21 protein-coding genes, 1 pseudogene and 1 riboswitch are annotated in these 19,424 nt (G+C 71.7%); of the genes and pseudogenes, 12 read left to right on the forward strand and 10 right to left on the reverse strand.

Translation table 11 applies throughout. The annotated features are described in order from the left end of the window. Positions 1 to 54: 54 nt before the first annotated feature. Both ACZ56L_RS07530 and ACZ56L_RS07535 read right to left on the reverse strand, forming a co-directional pair. The gene (locus ACZ56L_RS07530; protein WP_468686668.1) at positions 55 to 1,473 is read right to left on the reverse strand and encodes an alpha,alpha-trehalose-phosphate synthase (UDP-forming); all 1,419 of its coding nucleotides are present in this window, start codon (positions 1,471 to 1,473) and stop codon (positions 55 to 57) included. Between the two features lie 110 nt (positions 1,474 to 1,583). Further along, entirely contained in the window at positions 1,584 to 2,531 is a 948-nt protein-coding gene (locus tag ACZ56L_RS07535; RefSeq protein WP_345221568.1) for a glucosyl-3-phosphoglycerate synthase, read from the reverse strand. A gap of 171 nt (positions 2,532 to 2,702) precedes the next feature. Continuing rightward, positions 2,703 to 2,830: riboswitch (SAM riboswitch) on the forward strand. A 15-nt stretch (positions 2,831 to 2,845) separates the two neighbouring features. Here ACZ56L_RS07535 and thrC point away from each other — a divergent pair. The 5 genes from thrC (at position 2,846) to ACZ56L_RS07560 (ending at position 7,940) form a co-directional block, all read left to right on the forward strand. Further along, positions 2,846 to 4,132, forward strand: a complete 1,287-nt coding sequence (gene thrC / locus ACZ56L_RS07540) for a threonine synthase (protein ID WP_471062409.1) — start codon at positions 2,846 to 2,848, stop codon at positions 4,130 to 4,132. Positions 4,133 to 4,161: 29 nt separating this feature from the next. Further along, complete coding sequence (locus ACZ56L_RS07545) at positions 4,162 to 4,437, forward strand: MoaD/ThiS family protein (protein ID WP_189822116.1); 276 nt, start codon at positions 4,162 to 4,164, stop codon at positions 4,435 to 4,437. Positions 4,438 to 4,879: 442 nt separating this feature from the next. Further along, positions 4,880 to 5,083, forward strand: a complete 204-nt coding sequence (locus ACZ56L_RS07550) for a cold-shock protein (RefSeq protein WP_005315736.1) — start codon at positions 4,880 to 4,882, stop codon at positions 5,081 to 5,083. A 431-nt stretch (positions 5,084 to 5,514) separates the two neighbouring features. Continuing rightward, positions 5,515 to 7,137 (forward strand): chaperonin GroEL, encoded by a 1,623-nt coding sequence (gene groL / locus ACZ56L_RS07555; protein WP_345221576.1) that lies wholly within the window; start codon positions 5,515 to 5,517, stop codon positions 7,135 to 7,137. 200 nt (positions 7,138 to 7,337) lie between these two features. Then, positions 7,338 to 7,940: a Uma2 family endonuclease gene (locus ACZ56L_RS07560; protein WP_471062411.1), complete on the forward strand. Its 603-nt coding sequence runs from the start codon at positions 7,338 to 7,340 to the stop codon at positions 7,938 to 7,940. A gap of 3 nt (positions 7,941 to 7,943) precedes the next feature. On the opposite strand, the gene ACZ56L_RS07565 is transcribed toward ACZ56L_RS07560, so the two are convergent. Genes ACZ56L_RS07565 through ACZ56L_RS07575 form a run of 3 tightly spaced genes read right to left on the reverse strand, consistent with a single transcriptional unit; the run spans position 7,944 to position 11,330 of the window. After that, a complete protein-coding gene (locus ACZ56L_RS07565) occupies positions 7,944 to 9,425 on the reverse strand; it encodes a PTS transporter subunit EIIC (protein ID WP_471062413.1) in 1,482 nt (493 codons plus the stop codon). A 37-nt stretch (positions 9,426 to 9,462) separates the two neighbouring features. Further along, the gene (gene murQ, locus ACZ56L_RS07570; RefSeq protein WP_471062415.1) at positions 9,463 to 10,404 is read right to left on the reverse strand and encodes an N-acetylmuramic acid 6-phosphate etherase; all 942 of its coding nucleotides are present in this window, start codon (positions 10,402 to 10,404) and stop codon (positions 9,463 to 9,465) included. Next, positions 10,401 to 11,330: a MurR/RpiR family transcriptional regulator gene (locus ACZ56L_RS07575; protein WP_401755624.1), complete on the reverse strand. Its 930-nt coding sequence runs from the start codon at positions 11,328 to 11,330 to the stop codon at positions 10,401 to 10,403. Before ACZ56L_RS07575 ends, murQ begins: the two co-directional genes overlap by 4 nt. Before the next feature lie 135 nt (positions 11,331 to 11,465). Between ACZ56L_RS07575 and ACZ56L_RS07580 the strand changes: the two genes are divergently transcribed. Further along, positions 11,466 to 11,819 carry a hypothetical protein gene (locus ACZ56L_RS07580; RefSeq protein WP_345221587.1) on the forward strand — a complete coding sequence of 118 codons (354 nt, stop codon included), beginning with the start codon at positions 11,466 to 11,468 and terminating at the stop codon, positions 11,817 to 11,819. Then, positions 11,816 to 12,088 (forward strand): DUF4031 domain-containing protein, encoded by a 273-nt coding sequence (locus ACZ56L_RS07585; protein ID WP_471062418.1) that lies wholly within the window; start codon positions 11,816 to 11,818, stop codon positions 12,086 to 12,088. Before ACZ56L_RS07580 ends, ACZ56L_RS07585 begins: the two co-directional genes overlap by 4 nt. A 4-nt stretch (positions 12,089 to 12,092) precedes the next feature. On the opposite strand, the gene ACZ56L_RS07590 is transcribed toward ACZ56L_RS07585, so the two are convergent. The 4 genes and pseudogenes from ACZ56L_RS07590 to ACZ56L_RS07605 form a co-directional block, all read right to left on the reverse strand. Continuing rightward, a complete protein-coding gene (locus ACZ56L_RS07590) occupies positions 12,093 to 12,983 on the reverse strand; it encodes a hypothetical protein (protein WP_471062420.1) in 891 nt (296 codons plus the stop codon). Positions 12,984 to 13,221: 238 nt separating this feature from the next. Further along, positions 13,222 to 13,806: pseudogene (locus ACZ56L_RS07595) on the reverse strand (DUF6879 family protein); the annotation flags it as partial. A gap of 26 nt (positions 13,807 to 13,832) precedes the next feature. Further along, positions 13,833 to 14,621 (reverse strand): GntR family transcriptional regulator, encoded by a 789-nt coding sequence (locus ACZ56L_RS07600; RefSeq protein ID WP_471062422.1) that lies wholly within the window; start codon positions 14,619 to 14,621, stop codon positions 13,833 to 13,835. Then, entirely contained in the window at positions 14,618 to 15,166 is a 549-nt protein-coding gene (locus tag ACZ56L_RS07605) for a GntR family transcriptional regulator (protein ID WP_345221612.1), read from the reverse strand. Before ACZ56L_RS07605 ends, ACZ56L_RS07600 begins: the two co-directional genes overlap by 4 nt. A gap of 154 nt (positions 15,167 to 15,320) precedes the next feature. Here ACZ56L_RS07605 and ACZ56L_RS07610 point away from each other — a divergent pair, with 154 nt between their 5' ends. The 3 genes from ACZ56L_RS07610 to ACZ56L_RS07620 all read left to right on the forward strand — a co-directional run bounded on the left by ACZ56L_RS07610 (position 15,321) and on the right by ACZ56L_RS07620 (position 17,160). Next, positions 15,321 to 15,509 carry a hypothetical protein gene (locus tag ACZ56L_RS07610; protein WP_471062424.1) on the forward strand — a complete coding sequence of 63 codons (189 nt, stop codon included), beginning with the start codon at positions 15,321 to 15,323 and terminating at the stop codon, positions 15,507 to 15,509. A 472-nt stretch (positions 15,510 to 15,981) separates the two neighbouring features. Then, positions 15,982 to 16,143: a hypothetical protein gene (locus tag ACZ56L_RS07615; protein WP_471062426.1), complete on the forward strand. Its 162-nt coding sequence runs from the start codon at positions 15,982 to 15,984 to the stop codon at positions 16,141 to 16,143. Between the two features lie 36 nt (positions 16,144 to 16,179). After that, on the forward strand, positions 16,180 to 17,160 hold the full coding sequence (locus tag ACZ56L_RS07620) for a methyltransferase domain-containing protein (protein ID WP_471062818.1): 981 nt from the start codon (positions 16,180 to 16,182) through the stop codon (positions 17,158 to 17,160). Positions 17,161 to 17,185: 25 nt separating this feature from the next. On the opposite strand, the gene ACZ56L_RS07625 is transcribed toward ACZ56L_RS07620, so the two are convergent. After that, positions 17,186 to 18,427: a Cmx/CmrA family chloramphenicol efflux MFS transporter gene (locus ACZ56L_RS07625; protein WP_345226367.1), complete on the reverse strand. Its 1,242-nt coding sequence runs from the start codon at positions 18,425 to 18,427 to the stop codon at positions 17,186 to 17,188. A 210-nt stretch (positions 18,428 to 18,637) separates the two neighbouring features. Here ACZ56L_RS07625 and ACZ56L_RS07630 point away from each other — a divergent pair, with 210 nt between their 5' ends. Next, positions 18,638 to 18,871 carry a hypothetical protein gene (locus ACZ56L_RS07630; protein WP_401754554.1) on the forward strand — a complete coding sequence of 78 codons (234 nt, stop codon included), beginning with the start codon at positions 18,638 to 18,640 and terminating at the stop codon, positions 18,869 to 18,871. 35 nt (positions 18,872 to 18,906) lie between these two features. Beyond that, a complete protein-coding gene (locus ACZ56L_RS07635; RefSeq protein ID WP_471062428.1) occupies positions 18,907 to 19,410 on the forward strand; it encodes an NUDIX hydrolase in 504 nt (167 codons plus the stop codon). Positions 19,411 to 19,424: the final 14 nt, after the last annotated feature.

Genomic DNA, 19,424 nt, shown 5'->3' on the forward strand with positions numbered 1-19,424 from the left:
AGGTACGCCGAAGGCCCGGAACCCCGCACAGGGGTTCCGGGCCTTCGGCCGTTCCTAGGCGCGCAGCGCCTCGAGCTGGTCCAGGAACCACCGCGCGGGCGGCAGCGCCGTCGCCGCCGCCGCGAGCCGCTTGGTCCGCTCGGCGCGCTCCCCGGGCTCCATCGACAGCGCCTCGTGCAGCGCCTGTGCCGTGCCCACCACGTCGTACGGGTTCACCACGACCGCGTCCTCGCCCAGCTCCTCGTACGCCCCCGCCTCCCGCGAGAGCACCAGCGCGCAGCCCTCGTCGGAGACCACCGGGATCTCCTTGGCGACCAGGTTCATGCCGTCCCGGATGGGGTTGACCAGCGCCACGTCCGCGAGGCGGTACGCGGCCAGGGAGCGCGCGAAGTCGTCCTTCACGTGCAGGACGACCGGGGTCCAGGACGGGGTGCCGTACGTCGCGTTGATGTCGTCCGCGACCCGCTGCACCTCCTGCGTGTACTCGCGGTACACCGCCAGGTCCTGCCGGGAGGGGTAGGCGAACGCGATGTGCACCACCCGTTCGCGCCACTCCGGGCGGGTCCGGAGCAGGTGCTCGTACGCCAGCAGGCCGCGCACGATGTTCTTGGACAGCTCGGTGCGGTCGACGCGCACGATCGTGCGCCGGTCGGGGCCGCCGACCTGCTCGCGCAGCGCCGTCAGCCGCTCCGCCACGTCGTCCCGGTGCGCCCGCTCCCGCAGGAAGTCCGCGTCCGCGCCGAGCCCGTGCACCCCGATCCGCTTGCCGTCGAGCGCCTCCTCGCCCAGCACGCTCAGCGCGCACTGCGTGAACGCGTCCGCCCAGCGCCGGGTCAGGAAGGCCGCCCGGTCCGCGCCGAGGACGCCGCGCAGGAGCTGCTCGGCGATGTCGTCGGGGAGGAGGCGGAAGTAGTCCACCGGGGCCCACGGGGTGTGCGAGAAGTGGCCGATGCGCAGGTCGGGGCGCAGCTCCCGGAGCATGCCGGGCACCAGGCACAGGTGGTAGTCCTGGACGAGGACCGTCGCCGCCGGGGCCGCGGACTCCGCGAGCGCCTGCGCGAAGGCCCGGTTGTACGTCTCGTACGCCGCCCACTGGCGGCGGAACTCCGCGTCGAAGACCGGCTCCAGCGGGGTCTGGTAGAGCAGGTGGTGGACGAACCACAGCACCGAGTTCGAGATGCCGTTGTACGCGTCGGCGTGCGTGTCCGCGTCGATGTCCAGCATCCGTACGCCCGGCTCGCCGACCCCGCGCCGCACCGCCTCCCGGTCGCCCTCGCCGAGCGCCGAGCACACCCACAGCGCGTCGGCGTCCGGACCGATCGCGGACAGGCCGGAGACCAGCCCGCCGCCGCCGCGTTTGGCGGTCAGCTCGCCGTCCTCACCGAGGGAGTAGGTCACCGGGCCCCTGTTGGAGGCGACGAGGATCTCGGCCTGGACCGGCGGGGGCTGCTCAGCGTCGTACGGGGAAGTCATGTGGCGAAACCTAGCCGGTAAGGATTCCCCTCAAACGTGCGTGCGGCCGTGCCGACGCGACGCGTCCGGCCGGTCACGGTCCGTGCGGGTCCCGCTCCGGACCGGGAACATCACGCGGCGTGACGTGCCGCGTACTCCGCGATCTCCCGCATCGGCGGGCGCTCCTCGGTGTCCACGGGGTGGGTGCGCGGCACGAAACGCGCGCCGACCCGCTCGAACTGGGTGAGGGAGGGTCGGATCAAATGCCCCCGGGAGAGGCGCAGTTGGGCGGTGCGGTAGATCGCGGCGGCCATCCGGCCCAGCGCCTGGCCGTCCTGGTGGCGGTGGACGCGCACCCCCACGTCCACCTGGGCCAGCGCGTCCAGGCCCACCGTGTGCAGGGCGTCGATGAGCAGGCCGAGCTCGACCCCGTAACCGACCGGGAAGGGCAGCCGCTCGAGCAGCGAGCGGCGGGCCGCGTACTCGCCGCCCAGGGGCTGGACGAAGCCGGCCAGCCGGGGCCAGTGCAGGTTGAGCAGCGGGCGGGCCATCAGCTCGGTGACCCGGCCGCCCTGGCCCGCCGCGCCGTCGAGCGGGCGGTCGTAGGTGGCCTTCACGAAGTCGACGGCCGGGTCGGTGAGCAGCGGGCCGACGACCCCGGAGACGAACGAGGCGTCGAAGTCCCTCAGGTCCGCGTCCACGAAGCAGACGACGTCCCCGGTGGTGACCAGGAGTGAGCGCCACAGGACCTCGCCCTTGCCGGGCAGCGGCGTCAGGCGCGGCAGGATCGCGTCCCGGTGCACCACCCGGGCGCCCGCCCCGGCCGCCGCCTTCGCGGTGCGGTCGGTGGAACCGGAGTCGATCACCACCAGCTCGTCCACCAGGGGGAACGCGGGGCCCATCAGGTCCCGGCGGATCGTGGCCACGATCTCGCCGACCGTCGCCTCCTCGTTCAGGGCGGGCAGGACCACGCTGACGCTCAGTCCCTGGGCGGCCTTGGCGGCGAGCAGCAGTTCCGGCGGGCGGTCGGCGGCCGACCAGGACCGCGCCCCAAGCCAGCGCTCCACCTCTTCCAGCACGCCGCTCCACTCCCGTCCCTGTGGTCGTTCCTGTGATCCATCTCGCGCTCCGGACGTCTGGCACACCCGTCCGGGGGTTCGGTTACAGTCTTGAACAACGCGGACGACCTGTGCATGTCGGGGTCCTCCGCACACAAACACCCGGCCGCCCGCGCGGCGCCGGCGTCATAGCGCTCATCCAGAGGGACAGAGGGAAACGGCCCGTTGAAGTCCCGGCAACCCCCCGGCCGACCGCGAGGTCAGGTCGGGAAGGTGCCAATTCCGTCTCGCGACGAAAGTCGTCGCGGGGAAGATGAGGAAAGGACCTCGCCATCATGGCTGTGCAGACCACCGAAGCCGCTCCGCAGACCGTCGACCTCGGCCCCGCCGCCGCCCTCTCCTGCCGCGAGTGCTCGGAGCGCTTCGAGCTCGGCCCGATCTTCGCCTGCCGACTGTGTTTCGGCCCGCTGGAAGTCGCCTACGACCTGCCCGCCGGTGACGCGGAGGAGCTGCGCAAGCGCATCGAGGCCGGTCCGAACAACATCTGGCGCTACGCCCCCCTCCTGCCCGTCCCGGCCGACGTCGCTGAGAAGCCCAGCCTGAACCCCGGCTTCACGAAGCTGGTCAAGGCGGACAACCTGGCCCGTGAACTGGGCGTCACCGGCGGCCTGTTCGTCAAGGACGACTCCGGGAACCCGACCCACTCCTTCAAGGACCGCGTCGTCGCGATCGCCGTCGAGGCCGCCCGCGCCTTCGGCTTCACGACCCTCTCCTGCTCCTCCACCGGCAACCTGGCGGGCGCCGTCGGCGCGGCCGCCGCCCGGGCCGGCTTCCGCTCCTGCGTGTTCATCCCGCACGACCTGGAGCAGGGCAAGGTCGTCATGGCCGCCGTGTACGGGGGCGAGCTGGTCGGCATCGAGGGCAACTACGACGACGTGAACCGCTTCTGCTCCGAGCTGATCGGCGACCCGCTCGGCGAGGGCTGGGGCTTCGTCAACGTCAACCTGCGCCCGTACTACGGCGAGGGCTCCAAGACGCTCGCGTACGAGATCTGCGAGCAGCTCGGCTGGCGGCTGCCGGACCAGATCGTCATCCCGATCGCCTCGGGCTCCCAGCTCACCAAGATCGACAAGGGCTTGCAGGAGCTGATCAGGCTGGGTCTGGTCGAGGACAGGCCGTACAAGATCTTCGGCGCCCAGGCGGAGGGCTGCTCGCCGGTGTCGACGGCCTTCAAGGCGGGGCACGACGTGGTCCGCCCCCAGAAGCCGGACACGATCGCCAAGTCGCTCGCCATCGGCAACCCGGCGGACGGCCCGTACGTCCTGGACATCGCCCGGCGCACCGGCGGCGCGGTCGAGGACGTCAACGACGAGCAGGTCGTGGACGCCATCAAGCTGCTGGCCCGCACCGAGGGCATCTTCGCGGAGACCGCGGGCGGCGTGACCGTCGGCGTGACGAAGAAGCTCATCGAATCCGGCCTGCTGGACCCCGCCCTCACCACCGTCGTCCTCAACACCGGCGACGGCCTCAAGACGCTGGACGCGGTGGCCCCCACCACCGGCCCCTCCGCGACCATCCGCCCGAGCCTGGACGCGTTCCGCGACGCCGGCCTGGCACGCTGAATTCCCCCGTACTGGAAAGGCTGAACACCATGAGCGTCAAGGTCCGCATCCCCACCATCCTGCGCACGTACACGGGCGGCGAGGCCGAGGTGGCCGCCGAGGGGGCGACCCTCGCCGAGGTCATCGCCGACCTGGAGAAGAACCACACGGGCATCGCCGCGCGCGTCCTGGACGACCAGGGCAAGCTGCGCCGCTTCGTGAACGTGTACGTGAACGACGACGACGTCCGCTTCGAGAGCGGCCTCGAGACGGCCACCCCGGACGGCGCCGGCGTCTCGATCATCCCGGCCGTCGCCGGCGGCTGACCGCCGCCCCTGCCGCGGGGGCGTCCGCACGCCCCAACGCGCTCCGCACCGGCCCCTGTTGCCCCCTCCGCACACAAGCGGAGGGGGCAATTCTGCATGGTTGAAAGGGGTAGAGTGGGGGAAGCCCCGGTCGCCGCCCATGCCCCGCGCATATGAGAAGGCGACAAGATGCGGCCCGTGTGCCCGAGCGTTTTGCCGCCGATGCACACGCTATGTCCGGCCCGACTTGCCCCGGAAACGCGAGAGTTGACCGTTCCGGGCGTTCGGGCGTGCCCAGAATTCTCGTCCAATTGACCTGTTGCAGAGGGCAGTTGGGCGGATACATTCAGCCGCGGTCGACGCGCTACGGCGCACGCCCACCGCGATCCTGTCGGCGGGTGGGGTCTGACCCGGGGTCGCGAAGTGCGGCCCCGCGCAAGGGCCAGTAATAGGGGAGTTAGGCATGGCTCAGGGCACCGTCAAGTGGTTCAACGCGGAGAAGGGGTACGGCTTCATCGCGGTCGACGGTGGTGCGGATGTTTTCGTCCACTACAGCGCGATCCAGATGGACGGCTACCGCACCCTTGAAGAGGGTCAGCGAGTCGAGTTCGAGATCTCGCAGGGCCAGAAGGGTCCGCAGGCGGACATGGTCAAGCTCGCCGTCTGATCTCGGCGCGATCGGCCACCGACGCACTACTCAGCGACTTCACCAGCACTCACACACCTAGGGCCCGCACTCCGTCACCGGGGTACGGGCCCCAGGTGCGTCCGGGCGCACTCCGGCCGCGCGCCCCTCGCGGGCTCCGTCGCGCCCCGGCCGTGCATCCCGTCGCGCCCCGGCTGCGGGTCCCGTCGCACGTCCGGCCCACGACCTGCTGCGCTTCCCGCGATCTGTGGTACCCGCTTGCACTCGCATGGGTCGAGTGCTAATCATTGGCGTTAGCACTCTCCCCGTGAGAGTGACAGAACTTGGACCAGGTTCGGTGAGGCCGAGTGGTGTCGGGGTAAGGAATCCCGGGCATCGCGAGGCCGTCCGTCGCGGGCGCCGAATCGTACGGTCCGGAGAAATCCACCCCAGTCCTGGGAGGACCACTTCACATGGCCAAGATCATCGCGTTCGACGAGGAGGCCCGGCGCGGCCTCGAGCGTGGCATGAACCAGCTCGCCGACGCCGTCAAGGTCACCCTTGGCCCCAAGGGCCGGAACGTCGTCCTTGAGAAGAAGTGGGGCGCCCCCACGATCACCAACGACGGCGTCTCCATCGCCAAGGAGATCGAGCTCGAGGACCCGTACGAGAAGATCGGCGCCGAGCTCGTCAAGGAGGTCGCGAAGAAGACGGACGACGTCGCCGGTGACGGCACGACGACCGCGACCGTCCTCGCGCAGGCGCTGGTCCGTGAGGGTCTCCGCAACGTCGCCGCGGGCGCCAACCCGATGGCCCTGAAGCGTGGCATCGAGAAGGCCGTCGAGGCCGTCTCCGCCGCGCTCCTGGAGCAGGCGAAGGATGTCGAGACCAAGGAGCAGATCGCTTCGACGGCCTCCATCTCCGCCGCCGACACCCAGATCGGCGAGCTCATCGCCGAGGCGATGGACAAGGTCGGCAAGGAAGGCGTCATCACGGTCGAGGAGTCGCAGACCTTCGGCCTGGAGCTCGAGCTCACCGAGGGCATGCGCTTCGACAAGGGCTACATCTCCGCGTACTTCGCGACGGACATGGAGCGCATGGAGTCGGCGCTCGACGACCCGTACATCCTCATCGTCAACTCGAAGATCGGCAACGTGAAGGACCTCCTTCCGCTGCTGGAGAAGGTCATGCAGTCGGGCAAGCCCCTGCTGATCATCGCCGAGGACGTCGAGGGCGAGGCGCTCTCCACCCTGGTCGTCAACAAGATCCGCGGCACCTTCAAGTCCGTCGCCGTCAAGGCCCCGGGCTTCGGCGACCGCCGCAAGGCCATGCTGAACGACATCGCCATCCTCACGGGCGGCACGGTCATCTCCGAAGAGGTCGGCCTCAAGCTGGAGAACGCGGGCCTGGACCTCCTCGGCCGCGCCCGCAAGGTCGTCATCACCAAGGACGAGACGACCATCGTCGACGGTGCCGGTGACAGCGAGCAGGTCGCCGGTCGCGTGAACCAGATCCGCGCCGAGATCGAGAACAGCGACTCGGACTACGACCGCGAGAAGCTCCAGGAGCGCCTGGCGAAGCTGGCCGGCGGCGTGGCCGTCATCAAGGCCGGCGCCGCCACCGAGGTCGAGCTCAAGGAGCGCAAGCACCGCATCGAGGACGCCGTCCGCAACGCGAAGGCGGCCGTCGAAGAGGGCATCGTCGCCGGTGGTGGCGTCGCCCTCCTCCAGGCCTCCGCGGTCTTCGAGAAGCTGGAGCTCACGGGCGACGAGGCGACCGGCGCCAACGCCGTGAAGCTCGCGCTGGAGGCCCCGCTCAAGCAGATCGCCGTCAACGGCGGCCTCGAGGGCGGCGTCGTCGTGGAGAAGGTCCGCAACCTCCCGATCGGCCACGGCCTGAACGCCGCGACCGGCGAGTACGTCGACATGATCGCCGAGGGCATCCTCGACCCGGCGAAGGTGACCCGCTCTGCCCTGCAGAACGCCGCCTCCATCGCCGCGCTGTTCCTCACCACCGAGGCCGTCATCGCCGACAAGCCCGAGAAGGCCGGCGCGGCTGCCCCGGGCGGCATGCCGGGCGGGGACATGGACTTCTAGTCCCCCTGGCAGGTCCCGTACGCACGTCCACCGGGGCGGCATCCCTTTCGGGGGTGCCGCCCCGGTGGCGTTCCCGGGCGGCCGCGGCAGCACGGGCCAGGGGTCACCCCTTCGTGGGATGCTGGCCGGAGTGGCACGTACCCGCCCGTTCGTCGTCCTGGGGTCGGATCGTCCTCGGGCCAGGAGAGAAGGGAACCGCGATGACCGCTGCGATGGCTGAGCACGATCAGCCGCAGACCGTCCGGCCGTGGGACTACCTGCTGGGAACCTGGCGCGGACTGGATGTGCCCGAGGGCTGGCGCGCCGAGATCGACGAAGGACGGATCGTCTTGGTACCGCCGCCTCACCGCCACCACAACGCCATCGCCGACGAGCTGCAGGAGTACCTGTACGGGGTCAAGCCCTCCGAATCGGGTGTGTACCAGACGCTCGGCATCCACATCGCCCGTCTCGACAAGCTCTACATCCCCGACTTGGTGGTGATGCCGAAGCGCTTCGTGGCGGACGACGACCCGGACGTGACCGACCCTCTCGACGCGGCCGAAGCGCTTCTCGTCGTGGAGATCACCTCCCGGGGCAATGCCCGTGACGACCGGACCAAGAAGCTCTGGGCGTACGCGCACGCGCCCGTCCCCGCCTACCTCCTGATCGACCGGTTCGACGAGCACGGGCCGACCAGCACCCTGTTCACCGAGCCGCACAACGGCGCGTACAAGCACATGGACCGGGTGCCCTTCGGAGAGCCGGTGGTGTTGCCCGAGCCCTTCGGCGGGGAACTGGACACCTCGCGCTTTCCGCGCTGAGCGTCAGACGGCGACCGGGTCCCCGGGCTGCTCGGGGTCGGCGGCCTGCCCGGTCGCCGGGGCGTTCAGTTCCGCCAGCATCGTCCTGGTGAAGCCGAAGGAGTAGGTCGCCAGGAACCCGACGGCGTAACCGACCAGCAGGCCGCCCGCGTAGATCGCGGCCGTCGTGCCGAGGCCCCGGCTGCCCTGGAGGAGGGGGAAGAGCGCCCAGCCGGACGGGCCGATGGCCGTCGAGCCCACCTTGTCGCCCAGCATCGAGAAGAGCCCCACGAAGGCCCCGCCCGCCGCGCCGCCCGCGCAGGCGGTGACGAAGGGGCGGCCCAGGGGGAGGGAGACGCCGTAGATGAGCGGCTCGCCCACGCCCAGGACTCCGGCGGGCAGCGCGGACTTGATGGTGTCGCGCAGGGAGTGGTTGTTCTTCAGGCGCAGGAAGACCGCCGCCGCGCAGCCGACCTGGCCCGCGCCCGCCATCGCCAGGATGGGCAGGAGGACCGTGAAGCCCTGCTGCTCGATGAGGGTGGTGTGGATGGGGATCAGCGCCTGGTGCAGGCCGAGCATGACCAGGGGGAGGAAGAACCCGCCGAGGACCAGGCCCGCGAAGGCGCCGGTGTGGTCGAGCAGCCAGTTGGCTCCCGTACCGATGGCCGTGGAGACCTCGCCCGCGACGAACATCAGCCCGAAGATCGTGACCAGGCCGGAGAGGAGGACGGTGAGGGTGGGGGTGACCAGGACGTCCAGGGACTCCGGGACCCACCTGCGGCACCACTTCTCGACGTGGACCGCGAGGACCGCCGCGCCCAGCGCGCCGAGCACGCCCCCCTGACCGGGCGAGAGGGTCTGGCCGAACGCGTCGATCTTCGCGACGCCGGGGAAGACGATGATCGCCGCGACCGCACCGCCCAGGATGGGCGTGCCGCCGAACTCCTTCGCCGTGTTGAAGCCGACGAACACCGCGATCAGCGCCATGAAGCCGGACGCGATGGAGGCGAGGGCGGGGGTGACGGCCGGGAGCCACCCCAGGTTGACGAGCAGTCCGTTGAGGCCGGCGATGATGCCGCAGCCGATGAGGGCGGGGATCAGCGGGACGAAGATGTTGGCGATGCGGCGCAGGAAGAGCTTGAACGGGGTCGCGTTCCTCGCCTTCTGCGCGGCGCGCAGCGCGGCGCCCTCGGCGGCCAGTTGCTCGGCGGTCGGGGCGCCGGCGGAGGCGGACCTGCCCTCCTCGACGAGGGCCTCGAACTCGGGGGCGACCCGGGCGACCGTGCCCGGCCCGAGCACGATCTGGTACGTGTCGTCCTCGACCACGCCCATGACCGCGGGCACCGCCTTCAGGGCGTCGTCCTGGACGAGCGAGCGGTCGCGCAGGCCCAGCCGGAGCCGGGTCATGCAGTGGGCGACCGAGGTGACGTTGTCCGCGCCGCCGACGAGCGGAAGGATCGCGGCGGCGGTGGCGCGGTTCTTGTTCTCAGGGGTGCCGGTGCTCATGGTGCGGGGTGCCTTGCTGTGCGGGGGGCAGGGGGGTTCAGGCGGTGTCGCGGGCCGACTTGAGGGCCGCGCGGAGGTGTCCGTGCTCTTCCTTGAGCAGGGTCCGGGCGGTGGGGCCGTCCACCTCTCCGAGGACGATGAGGATCGCGTTCTTCACCTCTCCGTCGGCGGCGGTGAGGGCGGCCTCGATCTCGGCGTCGTCCGCGCCGGTGGCCAGCGCGACGATGCGACGCGAGCGGGCCCGCAGCTTCTCGTTGGAGGCGCGGACGTCGACCATCAGGTTCCCGTACGTCTTGCCGAGCCGGATCATGACCAGCGTCGAGATCATGTTCAGTACGAGCTTCTGGGCCGTGCCCGCCTTCAACCGGGTGGAGCCGGTCAGGAGTTCGGGCCCGACGACGACCTCGATGCCGTGCTCGGCGGCCGCCGCCAGCGGGCTGTCCGCGTTGCAGGACAGGCCGACGGTGAGCGCTCCGCAGCGGCTGCGGGCGTGCTCGACGGCGCCGACGGCGTACGGGGTGCGGCCGGAGGCTGAGATCCCGACGACGGTGTCGTCCCCCGTCAGCTCCAGCGCGTCGAGGTCCGCGGCGGCCAGCTCCCTGCTGTCCTCCGCCCCCTCCACGGCCTTCACCAGGGCGGAGGGGCCGCCCGCGATCAGGCCGACGACCTCGCCGGGGCCGGTGTTGAAGGTGGGCGGGCACTCGGAGGCGTCGAGCACCCCGAGGCGTCCGGCCGTGCCCGCGCCGGCGTAGACCAGCCGGCCGCCCCTGGCCATCCGTTCGGCGATGGCGTCGATGGCGGCGGCGATCCGGGGGAGCTCGGCGGCGACGGCCGCCGGAACGGTCGCGTCCTCGCTGTTCATGAGCGCGGCCAGCTCGGGCGTGGAGAGCTGGTCGATCTCGGCGAGCTCGGGGCGGAAGGCCTCGGTGGTGAGGATGTCGAGCTGGGCACGCAGGTCGCTGTACGGGGTGGCGTTCATGGGGTGGGGGTTCCTTGTCGCGCGGTGCGGGGGTGGTGGCGGTGGGCGAGTGCTTCGTACGAGGCGGAGAGCGCGGGGCCCGCCGTGTCGTACGTGCGCTGGGCGACGCCGACGAACAGGCAGTCCACGACCAGGAGCTGACTGGTCCGGCTCGACATGGCGGCGGGGCGCAGTTCGCTCTCGCGGGCGGTGGAGGTGGTGAGGACGTGGTCGGCGTACTGGGCGACGGGCCCGCCGGGGCGGCCGGTGACCGCGATCGTCGTCGCCCCGTGCTCGAAGGCGACGCGGAGCGGCTCGATGGTGTCGCCGGTGGACCCGGAGTGGGTGATGGCGATGGCGACGTCACCGGCGCGGAGCAGGACGGCGTTGGTGACGGCCAGATGCGCGTCGCTGTGGGCGTGGGCGAACAGCCCGATCCGCTGGAGCTTCTGGGCGAGGTCCATGCCGACGAGGGCGGACGCGCCGACGCCGTAGATCTCGACGCGCCGGGCGGCGGCCAGCGCGCCGACGGCGGCGCCGAGCTGGACGGTGTCCAGGCCCGCCGCCGTGTCGGCGAGGGTCTGCTGCTCGTCCTGCGCGAGCTTCGCCACGACGTCCGCGATCGGGTCGTCGACGGCGATGTCGGCGGTGACGGCGGGCGCGCGCCCCGACTGCTGGTGCGCGGCGAGTCCGGCGAGGGCCAGGCGCAGGTCCCGGTAGCCGGGGTAGCCGAGCAGCCGCGAGGTGCGTACGACGGTGGCCTCGCTGGTCCCGGTGAGCTCGGCCAGCCCGGTCACGGTGAGGGCGGCGCACCCGGCGGGGTCCCCGGCGACTGCCTCGGCGACGCGCTGCATGGAGCGGGTCATGGAGGGGGCGAGGGTCCGCACCTTCGCGGCGAGGGCCGCGGGCGCGGGGGGCGCTTCCGCGGCCGAAGCCGCCGCGGGCACCGCGTCCGGCGTACTGGAACTTTCCTTCACTGTGTCGCTCACGCCTGAAAGATATTTTCAACCGAAGGGGTGAGTCAACGGTGCGGAGGTCACACTCGCCCGGGAACTTCGGCCCCGCCGCGCGACAATGGACCCATGACCCCCCTGGAACAGTCCCTGCACACCGCCCGCGCCCAGGTCATGGCCGACCTGACCGCCCGCGACGTCGCCGACCCCGGCATCGTGTCGATCGTCGAGGACGCCGTGGTGCACCGGCGCTGGTGGGTGGAGCAGTGGCCCGACGGGGCCGAGTACGTCACGGGCCTGATCGCCCAGGACGTGCAGGACGCGCTGCTGGAGAAGTACGGCCGCTGGCCGCTGTGCCCGGTCTGCCACGAGGGCGACCCGCACGCCCTGGAGGTGGAACCGGAGCTGGGTCCCGACCCGCACTGGGTCTGCACCAAGGCGGTCGTCGCCGTCGCCCCCGTCGGGAAGCTGCCCCCGGCATGACGGTCTACATAGACCTGCCGACCTGGCCCGGCCACGGCCGCCTCTGGTCGCACTTGGTCAGCGACGTGTCGTACGAGGAGCTGCACGCCTTCGCGGCGTCCATCGGCTGCCCGCCGCGCGCCTTCGAGCGCGACCACTACGACGTTCCGGAGGCGCGGTACGCGGACGCCGTCGCGGCCGGCGCCGTGGAGGTCGGCAGCAAGGAAATCGTCCGCCGCCTCACGGCGGCCGGCCTGCGGCGGCGCAAGCACGGCCACGGGGCCGCGTAGCGGGTCACCTCGCGGTGCCGTGCCGCGGCGTCCTGTCCGGCCTCCTGTCCGCTCGCTTCGGCAGGTCGTGCCGGATGCGCGCGGCCTTCCCCCGTACGACATCGGCGGGCAGCCCGCGCCGGTCCCGCGCATGGGGCTCGCTGCGGCAGGGGCGGCACAGCCCGCCGGGGAGCGCGGCGGGCGCACCGGGGACCCCGCACTCGGCGCACTCCATCACCAGCACGCCCTGCCGGGGTGCGGGCAGCGGCGGCGGCAGCTCCCTCAGCAGCTTGGCCTGCACGAACCGGAACGGGCTGTGCACCACCTTCGGCACGATCAGCCCGAGCGCGTTCATCAGCCGGTCCTCCGAAGCACCGCGCCTGAACCACTCGGCGGCGTACGGGGCGAGCTCCTCGCAGGCCTGGTCGGAGAGCGTCAACTGCGGTACGCGGTGCGAGAGCCGGGCGAGGGCGACGTACGCTCGCCGCTCCGGATCGCCGGACCGTTCGGGCTCGCTCTCGGTGCTCTCGCCCCGCACCAACGACTGCCACCAGGCGTCGGGCCGGGCGGTCCGCGAGAAGTACGTGCGCTGCACCCACCGCACGGTGTTGTCCTGCCCGTGCAGGGCTTCGCGGAATCGCCGCAGGTGACCGGCGGTGGTGAGCTTGCGCAGGGCGGACGCGACGGCGCACTGCCCGTACGCGGGGAGCTCGCGGGCCAGGGTCTTGATGCTGATGTCGGAGCCGTCGGGAAGCCGGTCGATGTACCGGGCGACGGCTTCCTCGCGGGCGGCGAGGTGGCTGAACGACGTCCGGTGGCGCGGCTCCTGGTCCGGCGCGGACTGCTTTCCGAAGCCCGTCACGGCCATGGGGTGTGCGGGCGCGTGCGGGGCACGACTAAGCTGGCCGACAGCCATTGCAGATCGCCTTTCTAGCAGGCTTGTATCGCGGTGGTCAGGCCTCCGTGTGGTGTGCTACCACCCGCGGGGGCCGACTTGTTGTCACGCACGGTACACGGTCACGACGGTTGGTCGCCACACGGTCGCGGAAAGTCATCTTCCGGGTGATGCGGGGGAGTTGAGCCCTCCTGCGCGCGGGCGTGCGCGTGCGCCCGCGATCGGGGTGGGGGGTGGGTAAGACCTCGCCATCCATTCCTCAGAGAATGCGTCTCGGCCCTGGATTCTCGAATCTCGGCGTGGGGTGCCGGGGGCGAGCGAGCTGTGCGGCGAAGGAGGCGCGGGGGAGCGCGTGGTGCATCGCGGCGTCGCGTGCGACGCAGTACCGGACGACCTGGGCGGGTTCGGTGATCAGCTCGATGTGCAGCAGGTTGTCTTCGTCGTCGAAGCGCAACAGGGCGACCAGTCGTGAGTCGAAGATCCAGAAGTCCTCGGCGGGCAGCGCGACGCGTTCGGCGTCCTCGCGCCACAGGTACCGGATGTCCTCGCCCACGGCGGCGTTGTGGCGGGCGTAGTCGAGCAGGAACAACTGCCCGGTGGTGGGCGGGTTGTCCGCGATGCGTACCCGGCCGACCGTCTTGCCCGCTTCGGTCTGGGCCTTGATGTTCACGAACCACGGGTCGTCGGGGTCGCAGGCTGAGGTGCCGGTGTCCAGGAACGTCTGGAAGTCGGGGTCCTGTCGGTCGGATGCGTAGCCACGGCGTGTCTCCAACCGCCAGGCAGTGTGCACGAATGTTTCGAACAGTCGGCGGAAAGCTGCCCGGTCCAAGAGTTCCGGCACTTGACCCATCTCTTCAGCCCCTCGTGCGACTACTCCGGCGTGAATTCGTACTGCAACTCGTAGAGGTGCCCGGCCTTGACCATCACCGTGGCCTCGATGGGGCGTTCCGCGTTGCTGAGGACTACCCGGAGGGTGCGCAGGACCGGGAGGTTGCCGGGCAGTCGCAGTGCGGCGGTCTGTTCCTGAGTGGGGACGCGGGCCGATACGCGGTCGACGCTGCGGCGGGGCGGGAAGCCCAGTTCGGCGAGCAGGGCCGGGGTGCCGCCCCGGATCTTGCGTCGCTCGGTGAGAGGGGTGCCCCGCGCGATGTCGGCGGGGTAGTACGAGGCCACCAGTTCCACCGGTTCGCCGTCCAGGGTGAGGATCTGGCGGCGCAGGATCGCGGTGCGGCCCTCCCCGAGCCCGAGGCGGGCCGCGACGTCGGCCGGCGGAACGGTTTCGGTCACGTCGAGCAGGGTGCTGTGCGGGTGGGCCCCGAGCTTCGAGGTCTCGGTGAGCCAGCGGTACGGCTCGCTGGAGGGGGCCGGGGCCATGTAGGAGGCGGGACGCATGGTCCGCTGCCGGTGCTCGCGTACGGTGACCGCCGAACCCGCCCGGCCCACGGCCAGCCCCTCCTCCTTGAGGAGTTGCAGCGCCTTCTGCACGGTCGCGCTGGAAGCGTCGAACCGTTCCTTCAGCTTGACGGTGGAGGGCAGCTTGCCGCCGGGCGGCAGGTCGCCGCTCATGATCTCGTCGCGCAGATCGGCGGCGATCCGTTCGTGGAGGGGGCGTCGGTCAGAAGAGGAGGCGGCGGTGGGGTCGTTGCGGGGCACGGTCATCCGATCCTGATCTCGTAACGCAGACGCTGGCTGTGGGCGGGCATCAGCATCACGTCGGCCTGGATGGGACGGTCGTCGGCGTCCAGGGTGACACGGGTGAGCCGCAGTACGGGTTCGCCTTCGCCCATGTGCAGCGCTTCCCGTTCGGCCGCGTCCGGCATGCGTGCCGTGACTTCCTCGCGTACGCGTACGCCGACGTGCCCCAGTTCGGCCAGCAGCGTCACCGCGCCACCCCGGATCTTGGCCGTACCGGCGAGTGGAGTGCCCAGGGCGATGGCTGAGGGGTAGTAGGTGTCCGTCAACTCCGACGGAATGCCGTCGAGTTGCATGATTCGGCGGCGCGCGACGAGGGGAGTCCCCGCCGTCACGCCGAACAGGGCCGCCACATCCTCCGAGGCCGGCACCTCGCCGGCCCGGACGACGGTCTGTGTCCCCCTGCGCCCGGCGGCGGCGGTCTCGGCGGTCCACGCGTCGGACTGCCCCGTCGCGCGCGGCGCGAGGTAGGGGGTCGATGTGCTGCTGGCCCATTCGTCGCTGCTGCTCATGGCGTCCTCCCGTGCGGCCTGCGCGTCCTCTTGCGGCTCCCAGCCTCGCACCGGGCGCATCTCACTCTAAGTGGCACCTCTCGCCAAATCTTCCCACTATTCGCGAATAGCAGTAAGGTGCGGCAGTCGTGAGATCCGATGACGGGTGGTTGCCATGCAGCAGACGACGAGTTCACCAGTACACCTCGGGCTTCCGTTGGAGGCCCCGGTGTCCGTCGAAGGATGCGGGGTGTGTGCCGCGCTCGTGCGGCAGAGGGAGCAGGCCCGGGAGGAGTTCGACTACTCGGCGGTCACGGATGCCGATGTCGAGCTGCGCAACCATCCGCACGGGCGGCGGAGTTGAATCCGGACCCGGCTCCCGGCACCAAGCCCACCTCCGGGACCGGTCCCCGAACAGCGTCGGCCGCGACACACCCGCTGATGACGATGCGGGTGTCGCGGGACGGTGGGCGGAGCTGGTCCACGACCCAGGTGGTCCGGAGCGGCGGCCGGCTCGCGCCCATGACGAGCGGGGTGTGGCCGCTGTGCAGGTGTGCGCGGTGCCGGAGGCGGGGCGGCGTCTCCGCCGAGTGAGGGCTCTGCGAGGGAGGACCGGACGGCATGCGTCCGGCAACCGCCCTCGCCGCAACAGATCGTTCGAGGCACGTCGAATGCGAAGTCGAAGGAGATCACCATGGGTTGGGGAACCGGCAAGGGCGGCAGCGGTGGCGACGGGAAGCACGCGGGGCCCAAGGACCCCGGGACCGGCAAGCCGTCCTCGGACACGGCGAAGCCGGCACCCGAGCCGAAGCACAAGGGGAAGCAGGCGTGCGACGATGACGGTGAGGGAGGGGAGCGAGCGGGCCGCCATGCGTGGACTGCTGCGCTCGATGAGCGAAGGCCTCGGGGCTTCACCCGCCCCGGCCTGGGAGAACGCGTACTGGGCCGTTCCCCGGCACCGCTTCCTCCCGGACCGGATCTGGGTGGGGGACGCGTGAGGGCAGTGCTCCCGGGAGACCGACCCGGAGACCTGGCTGCGGCACGCGTACGCGGACACTCCGGTGATCACGCAGGTGAACGACGGCCAGGTGGCGGACCCCGAGGACCGCTGGCCGTCGTGCTCGGCCTCCGCGCCCTCGATCGTCTTCCGCATGCTCCACCTCCTGGACGTGTCTCCGGGACAGCGGGTCCTGGAGATCGGCACGGGCACCGGGTGGAACGCCGGGCTCCTGGCACACCGCCTCGGCCCCGAGCGCGTGACCACACTCGAAGTGGACCAGGCCCTCGCCGACCGGGCGGTACGCGACCTCGCGGCTGTCGGACTGAGACCTCATGCCGTCTGCGTTGACGGGGAGTCGGGGTACGAGGCCGACGGCCCGTACGACCGGGTGATCGCCACTTGTTCAGTGCGCTCAGTGCCCCCGGCATGGATCGCCCAGACGAAGCCGGGCGGGGTGATCCTGCTTCCATGGGAATCGCCGTGGCTCTGTTACGGGCTGCTGCGGTTGACAGTCGACGGGTACGGAGCGGCCTCGGGCCCCTTCTTCCCGTACTCGGCGTTCATGCTGATGCGCGGACAACGCAGGGACCTGCGGATTTTCCGGGACGTGGTGCGGGACGACCACGTGCCCGCCGAGTCCCGCTCCGGGCTCGCCCCCTGGACGGTGGCAGGGGACGACTGGGCTGCCCGGTTCGCGATCGGCCTTCAGCTACGGCGGGTGTGGCGGGCCTGGCACGAGGACCCCGGTCTCGCGGGAGTCGCCCGCCGTCTGTGGGTGGCGACCACGGACGCCGCGTCGTGGGCGGCCGTGGACTGGGACGGGCGGAACGACGAGCGCTTCACCGTGTGGCAGCACGGGTCGCGGCCCCTGTGGGATCTGGTGGAGGCCGCTCACGCCTGGTGGCGTGGCGCGGGCAGTCCCGGGCCGGAACGGTTCGGGCTCACCGTCACCGCCGACGGATCGCACCGGGTGTGGCTGGACGCCCCGGGCCGCCCGGTGCCACGGCTCGACTGAGCGAGTGGCCCGCGCCGCCCGCCCGCTACTTCGGGCGAGGGGCGGAGGCCGCCCTCGGGGAGGAGACCGGGGCGGGCGAGCTCGCCGGGGCGCCCGACGCCACCAGCCTCGACGCGGCCCGGTCCGTCCGCTGCCACCGCAGGGACAGGAGGACGAGGCCCACCGCGACGACCGTCATCGCGCCGCCCGCCCAGGCGGTGGCCGCGAAGCCCCAGCCCGCGTCGATGACCGTGCCGCCCAGGGCCGGGCCGCCCGTGTTGCCGATGTTGAAGGCGGCGGTGGTGGTCGCGCCCGCGAGGGTGGGGGCCGCGCCCGCCACGTTGAACATCCGCGCGTTCAGCGCCGGGGCCGTGAAGAAGGCCGAGAAGCCGAGGGCGAAGGAGAGGGTGACAGCGACCGCCGCCGTCGAGCCGAACAGGGCCAGGGCCGCGAGCAGCACGGTGGAGGTGCTGATGCCCCCGATCAGGACGCCGAAGGGGCGCGCGTCGGCGACCATGCCGCCCACCGTCGTACCGACGAGCGCGCCGACGCCGAAGAGGCCCAGCACCCACGGGACCCACTTCGAGTCCAGGCCCGCGACATCCGTGAGCAGCGGCGAGAGGTAGCTGAAGGCGCAGAAGACACCGCCGGCGGCCAGCGCCGTGATGAGCACCGAGACCAGCACCTGGCGGTCGCGGTAGATGCTCAGCTCCCGCTTGAGCTGCGGCTTCTCGGCGGGGAGCGGGATGCGGGGGATGAGGGTCACCACGCCGGCCAGCGCGACCGCCGAGGCCGCGCCCACCGCCCAGAACGCCGAGCGCCAGCCCAGGTGCTCGCCGAGGAAGGCGCCCGCCGGGACGCCCAGCACGTTCGCGATGCTCAGGCCGCCGATCATGACCGCCATCGCGCGGGCCCGCGAGCCGACGTCCACCATGGCGATCGCCACCGCCGCGCCGACCGCCCAGAACCCGGCGCAGGCGAAGGCGCTCACGACACGGGACGCGAAGAGCAGCTCGTACGTGGGGGCGAGCGCGCCCGCCACCTGCCCGAGGCCGAAGACGGTGATCAGCGCGATGAGGGTGGTGCGGCGGGGGAGGCGCAGGGTCGCCACGGCCAGCAGCGGGGCGCCGATCACCATGCCGATCGCGAACGCGGAGATCAGCAGGCCCGCCTGCGGAATGGACACGTCCAGGTCCTCGGCCATCGGGGGCAGCAGCCCCGAGAGCATGAACTCGCTCGTGCCCAGCGCGAAGACGGCGAGGCCCAGCATGTAGACCGCGAGCGGCATCCGGGCGCGGGGCGCGGGGGCGGGAGGCGGAGCGGGTATGTCGGCAGGGGCGTCCGGTTGACGCGACTGATCAGAGGGGGGCATGACACCGTTCAACAAGTCGTCGAACTCGGCCATTCCCGGACCGGTGCGTCACCTCAACGGTCCCCTTCGGGGGGCTTTCAACTCGCCTGACGCATAAGCACCATACGGCCGGTAGAGATATAGATCATGACGACGAAGGAGCTCGGCATCCGAGCCGCTGAAGAAACGATCCGCACGCTGCGTGAGGCCCTGGTCGCCGCCGGTCTCACTCTGCCGTCGCTGGCCCTGGACTCCGCCTCCTGCGCCCGGGACGTGCCCACCCCGCTGATCGACCTGGGCCGGTGCGACGTGGAGACCGCACGCCGCCTCGCGGAGGCCGTCGCGGCGGCCCGCCCGGCCGCCGAGCACCGCTCCCGGTAGGCGGCAGGCGGCAGGCGGGACCGTAGGGTGGCCGGGTGGCTGATCGGGGTGGGGAGACGCGGCGGACGTCCGCCCGGGTGCTGGTGGTCGACGAGGGCGGGCGGGTGCTGCTGCTCGGCTTCCGCGGGGGTGGGGCGGTCGGGTGGTGCACCCCCGGCGGCGGCGTCGAGGAGGGCGAGAGCCTCGTGCGCGCGGCGGCGCGGGAGCTGCGGGAGGAGACCGGGCTGGAGGTGCCCGAGTCGGCGCTCGGGGAGGCGGTCGCGGAGACCTCCGGGTACGCCGATGTGGGCTGGGCGGAGGGGGTCTTCCGGGATGTCTTCTTCCACTGCCGGGTGGCGTCGTACGAGGTCGACGTGAGCGGTCTCGTGGGTCTGGAGCGGGACTCCCACGCGGGTCACCGCTGGTGGCCGGTGGGGGAGTTGGAGGAGTTCGTCGCGGGCGGCGGAACGGTGTACCCGCACGGGACCGCGTCCCTGGTGCGGGAGCTGACGGCCGGGCGGGTGCCGGAGCGGCCCGTGCGGCTGCCCTGGCACCACTGAGCGCGGGGCGCCGG

The organism is Streptomyces sp. NPDC039736, assembly GCF_055596485.1.

Excerpts from the sequence above, each read along its gene's own strand:
- ACZ56L_RS07530 (WP_468686668.1), bottom strand. The coding sequence starts at position 1,473 with ATGACTTCCCCGTACGACGCTGAGCAGCCCCCGCCGGTCCAGGCCGAG.
- thrC (WP_471062409.1), top strand. The coding sequence starts at position 2,846 with ATGGCTGTGCAGACCACCGAAGCCGCTCCGCAGACCGTCGACCTCGGC.
- ACZ56L_RS07545 (WP_189822116.1), top strand. The coding sequence starts at position 4,162 with ATGAGCGTCAAGGTCCGCATCCCCACCATCCTGCGCACGTACACGGGC.
- ACZ56L_RS07550 (WP_005315736.1), top strand. The coding sequence starts at position 4,880 with ATGGCTCAGGGCACCGTCAAGTGGTTCAACGCGGAGAAGGGGTACGGC.
- groL (WP_345221576.1), top strand. The coding sequence starts at position 5,515 with ATGGCCAAGATCATCGCGTTCGACGAGGAGGCCCGGCGCGGCCTCGAG.
- ACZ56L_RS07560 (WP_471062411.1), top strand. The coding sequence starts at position 7,338 with ATGACCGCTGCGATGGCTGAGCACGATCAGCCGCAGACCGTCCGGCCG.
- ACZ56L_RS07565 (WP_471062413.1), bottom strand. The coding sequence starts at position 9,425 with ATGAGCACCGGCACCCCTGAGAACAAGAACCGCGCCACCGCCGCCGCG.
- murQ (WP_471062415.1), bottom strand. The coding sequence starts at position 10,404 with ATGAACGCCACCCCGTACAGCGACCTGCGTGCCCAGCTCGACATCCTC.
- ACZ56L_RS07580 (WP_345221587.1), top strand. The coding sequence starts at position 11,466 with ATGACCCCCCTGGAACAGTCCCTGCACACCGCCCGCGCCCAGGTCATG.
- ACZ56L_RS07585 (WP_471062418.1), top strand. The coding sequence starts at position 11,816 with ATGACGGTCTACATAGACCTGCCGACCTGGCCCGGCCACGGCCGCCTC.
- ACZ56L_RS07590 (WP_471062420.1), bottom strand. The coding sequence starts at position 12,983 with ATGGCTGTCGGCCAGCTTAGTCGTGCCCCGCACGCGCCCGCACACCCC.
- ACZ56L_RS07600 (WP_471062422.1), bottom strand. The coding sequence starts at position 14,621 with ATGACCGTGCCCCGCAACGACCCCACCGCCGCCTCCTCTTCTGACCGA.
- ACZ56L_RS07605 (WP_345221612.1), bottom strand. The coding sequence starts at position 15,166 with ATGAGCAGCAGCGACGAATGGGCCAGCAGCACATCGACCCCCTACCTC.
- ACZ56L_RS07610 (WP_471062424.1), top strand. The coding sequence starts at position 15,321 with ATGCAGCAGACGACGAGTTCACCAGTACACCTCGGGCTTCCGTTGGAG.
- ACZ56L_RS07615 (WP_471062426.1), top strand. The coding sequence starts at position 15,982 with ATGACGGTGAGGGAGGGGAGCGAGCGGGCCGCCATGCGTGGACTGCTG.
- ACZ56L_RS07625 (WP_345226367.1), bottom strand. The coding sequence starts at position 18,427 with ATGCCGCTCGCGGTCTACATGCTGGGCCTCGCCGTCTTCGCGCTGGGC.
- ACZ56L_RS07630 (WP_401754554.1), top strand. The coding sequence starts at position 18,638 with ATGACGACGAAGGAGCTCGGCATCCGAGCCGCTGAAGAAACGATCCGC.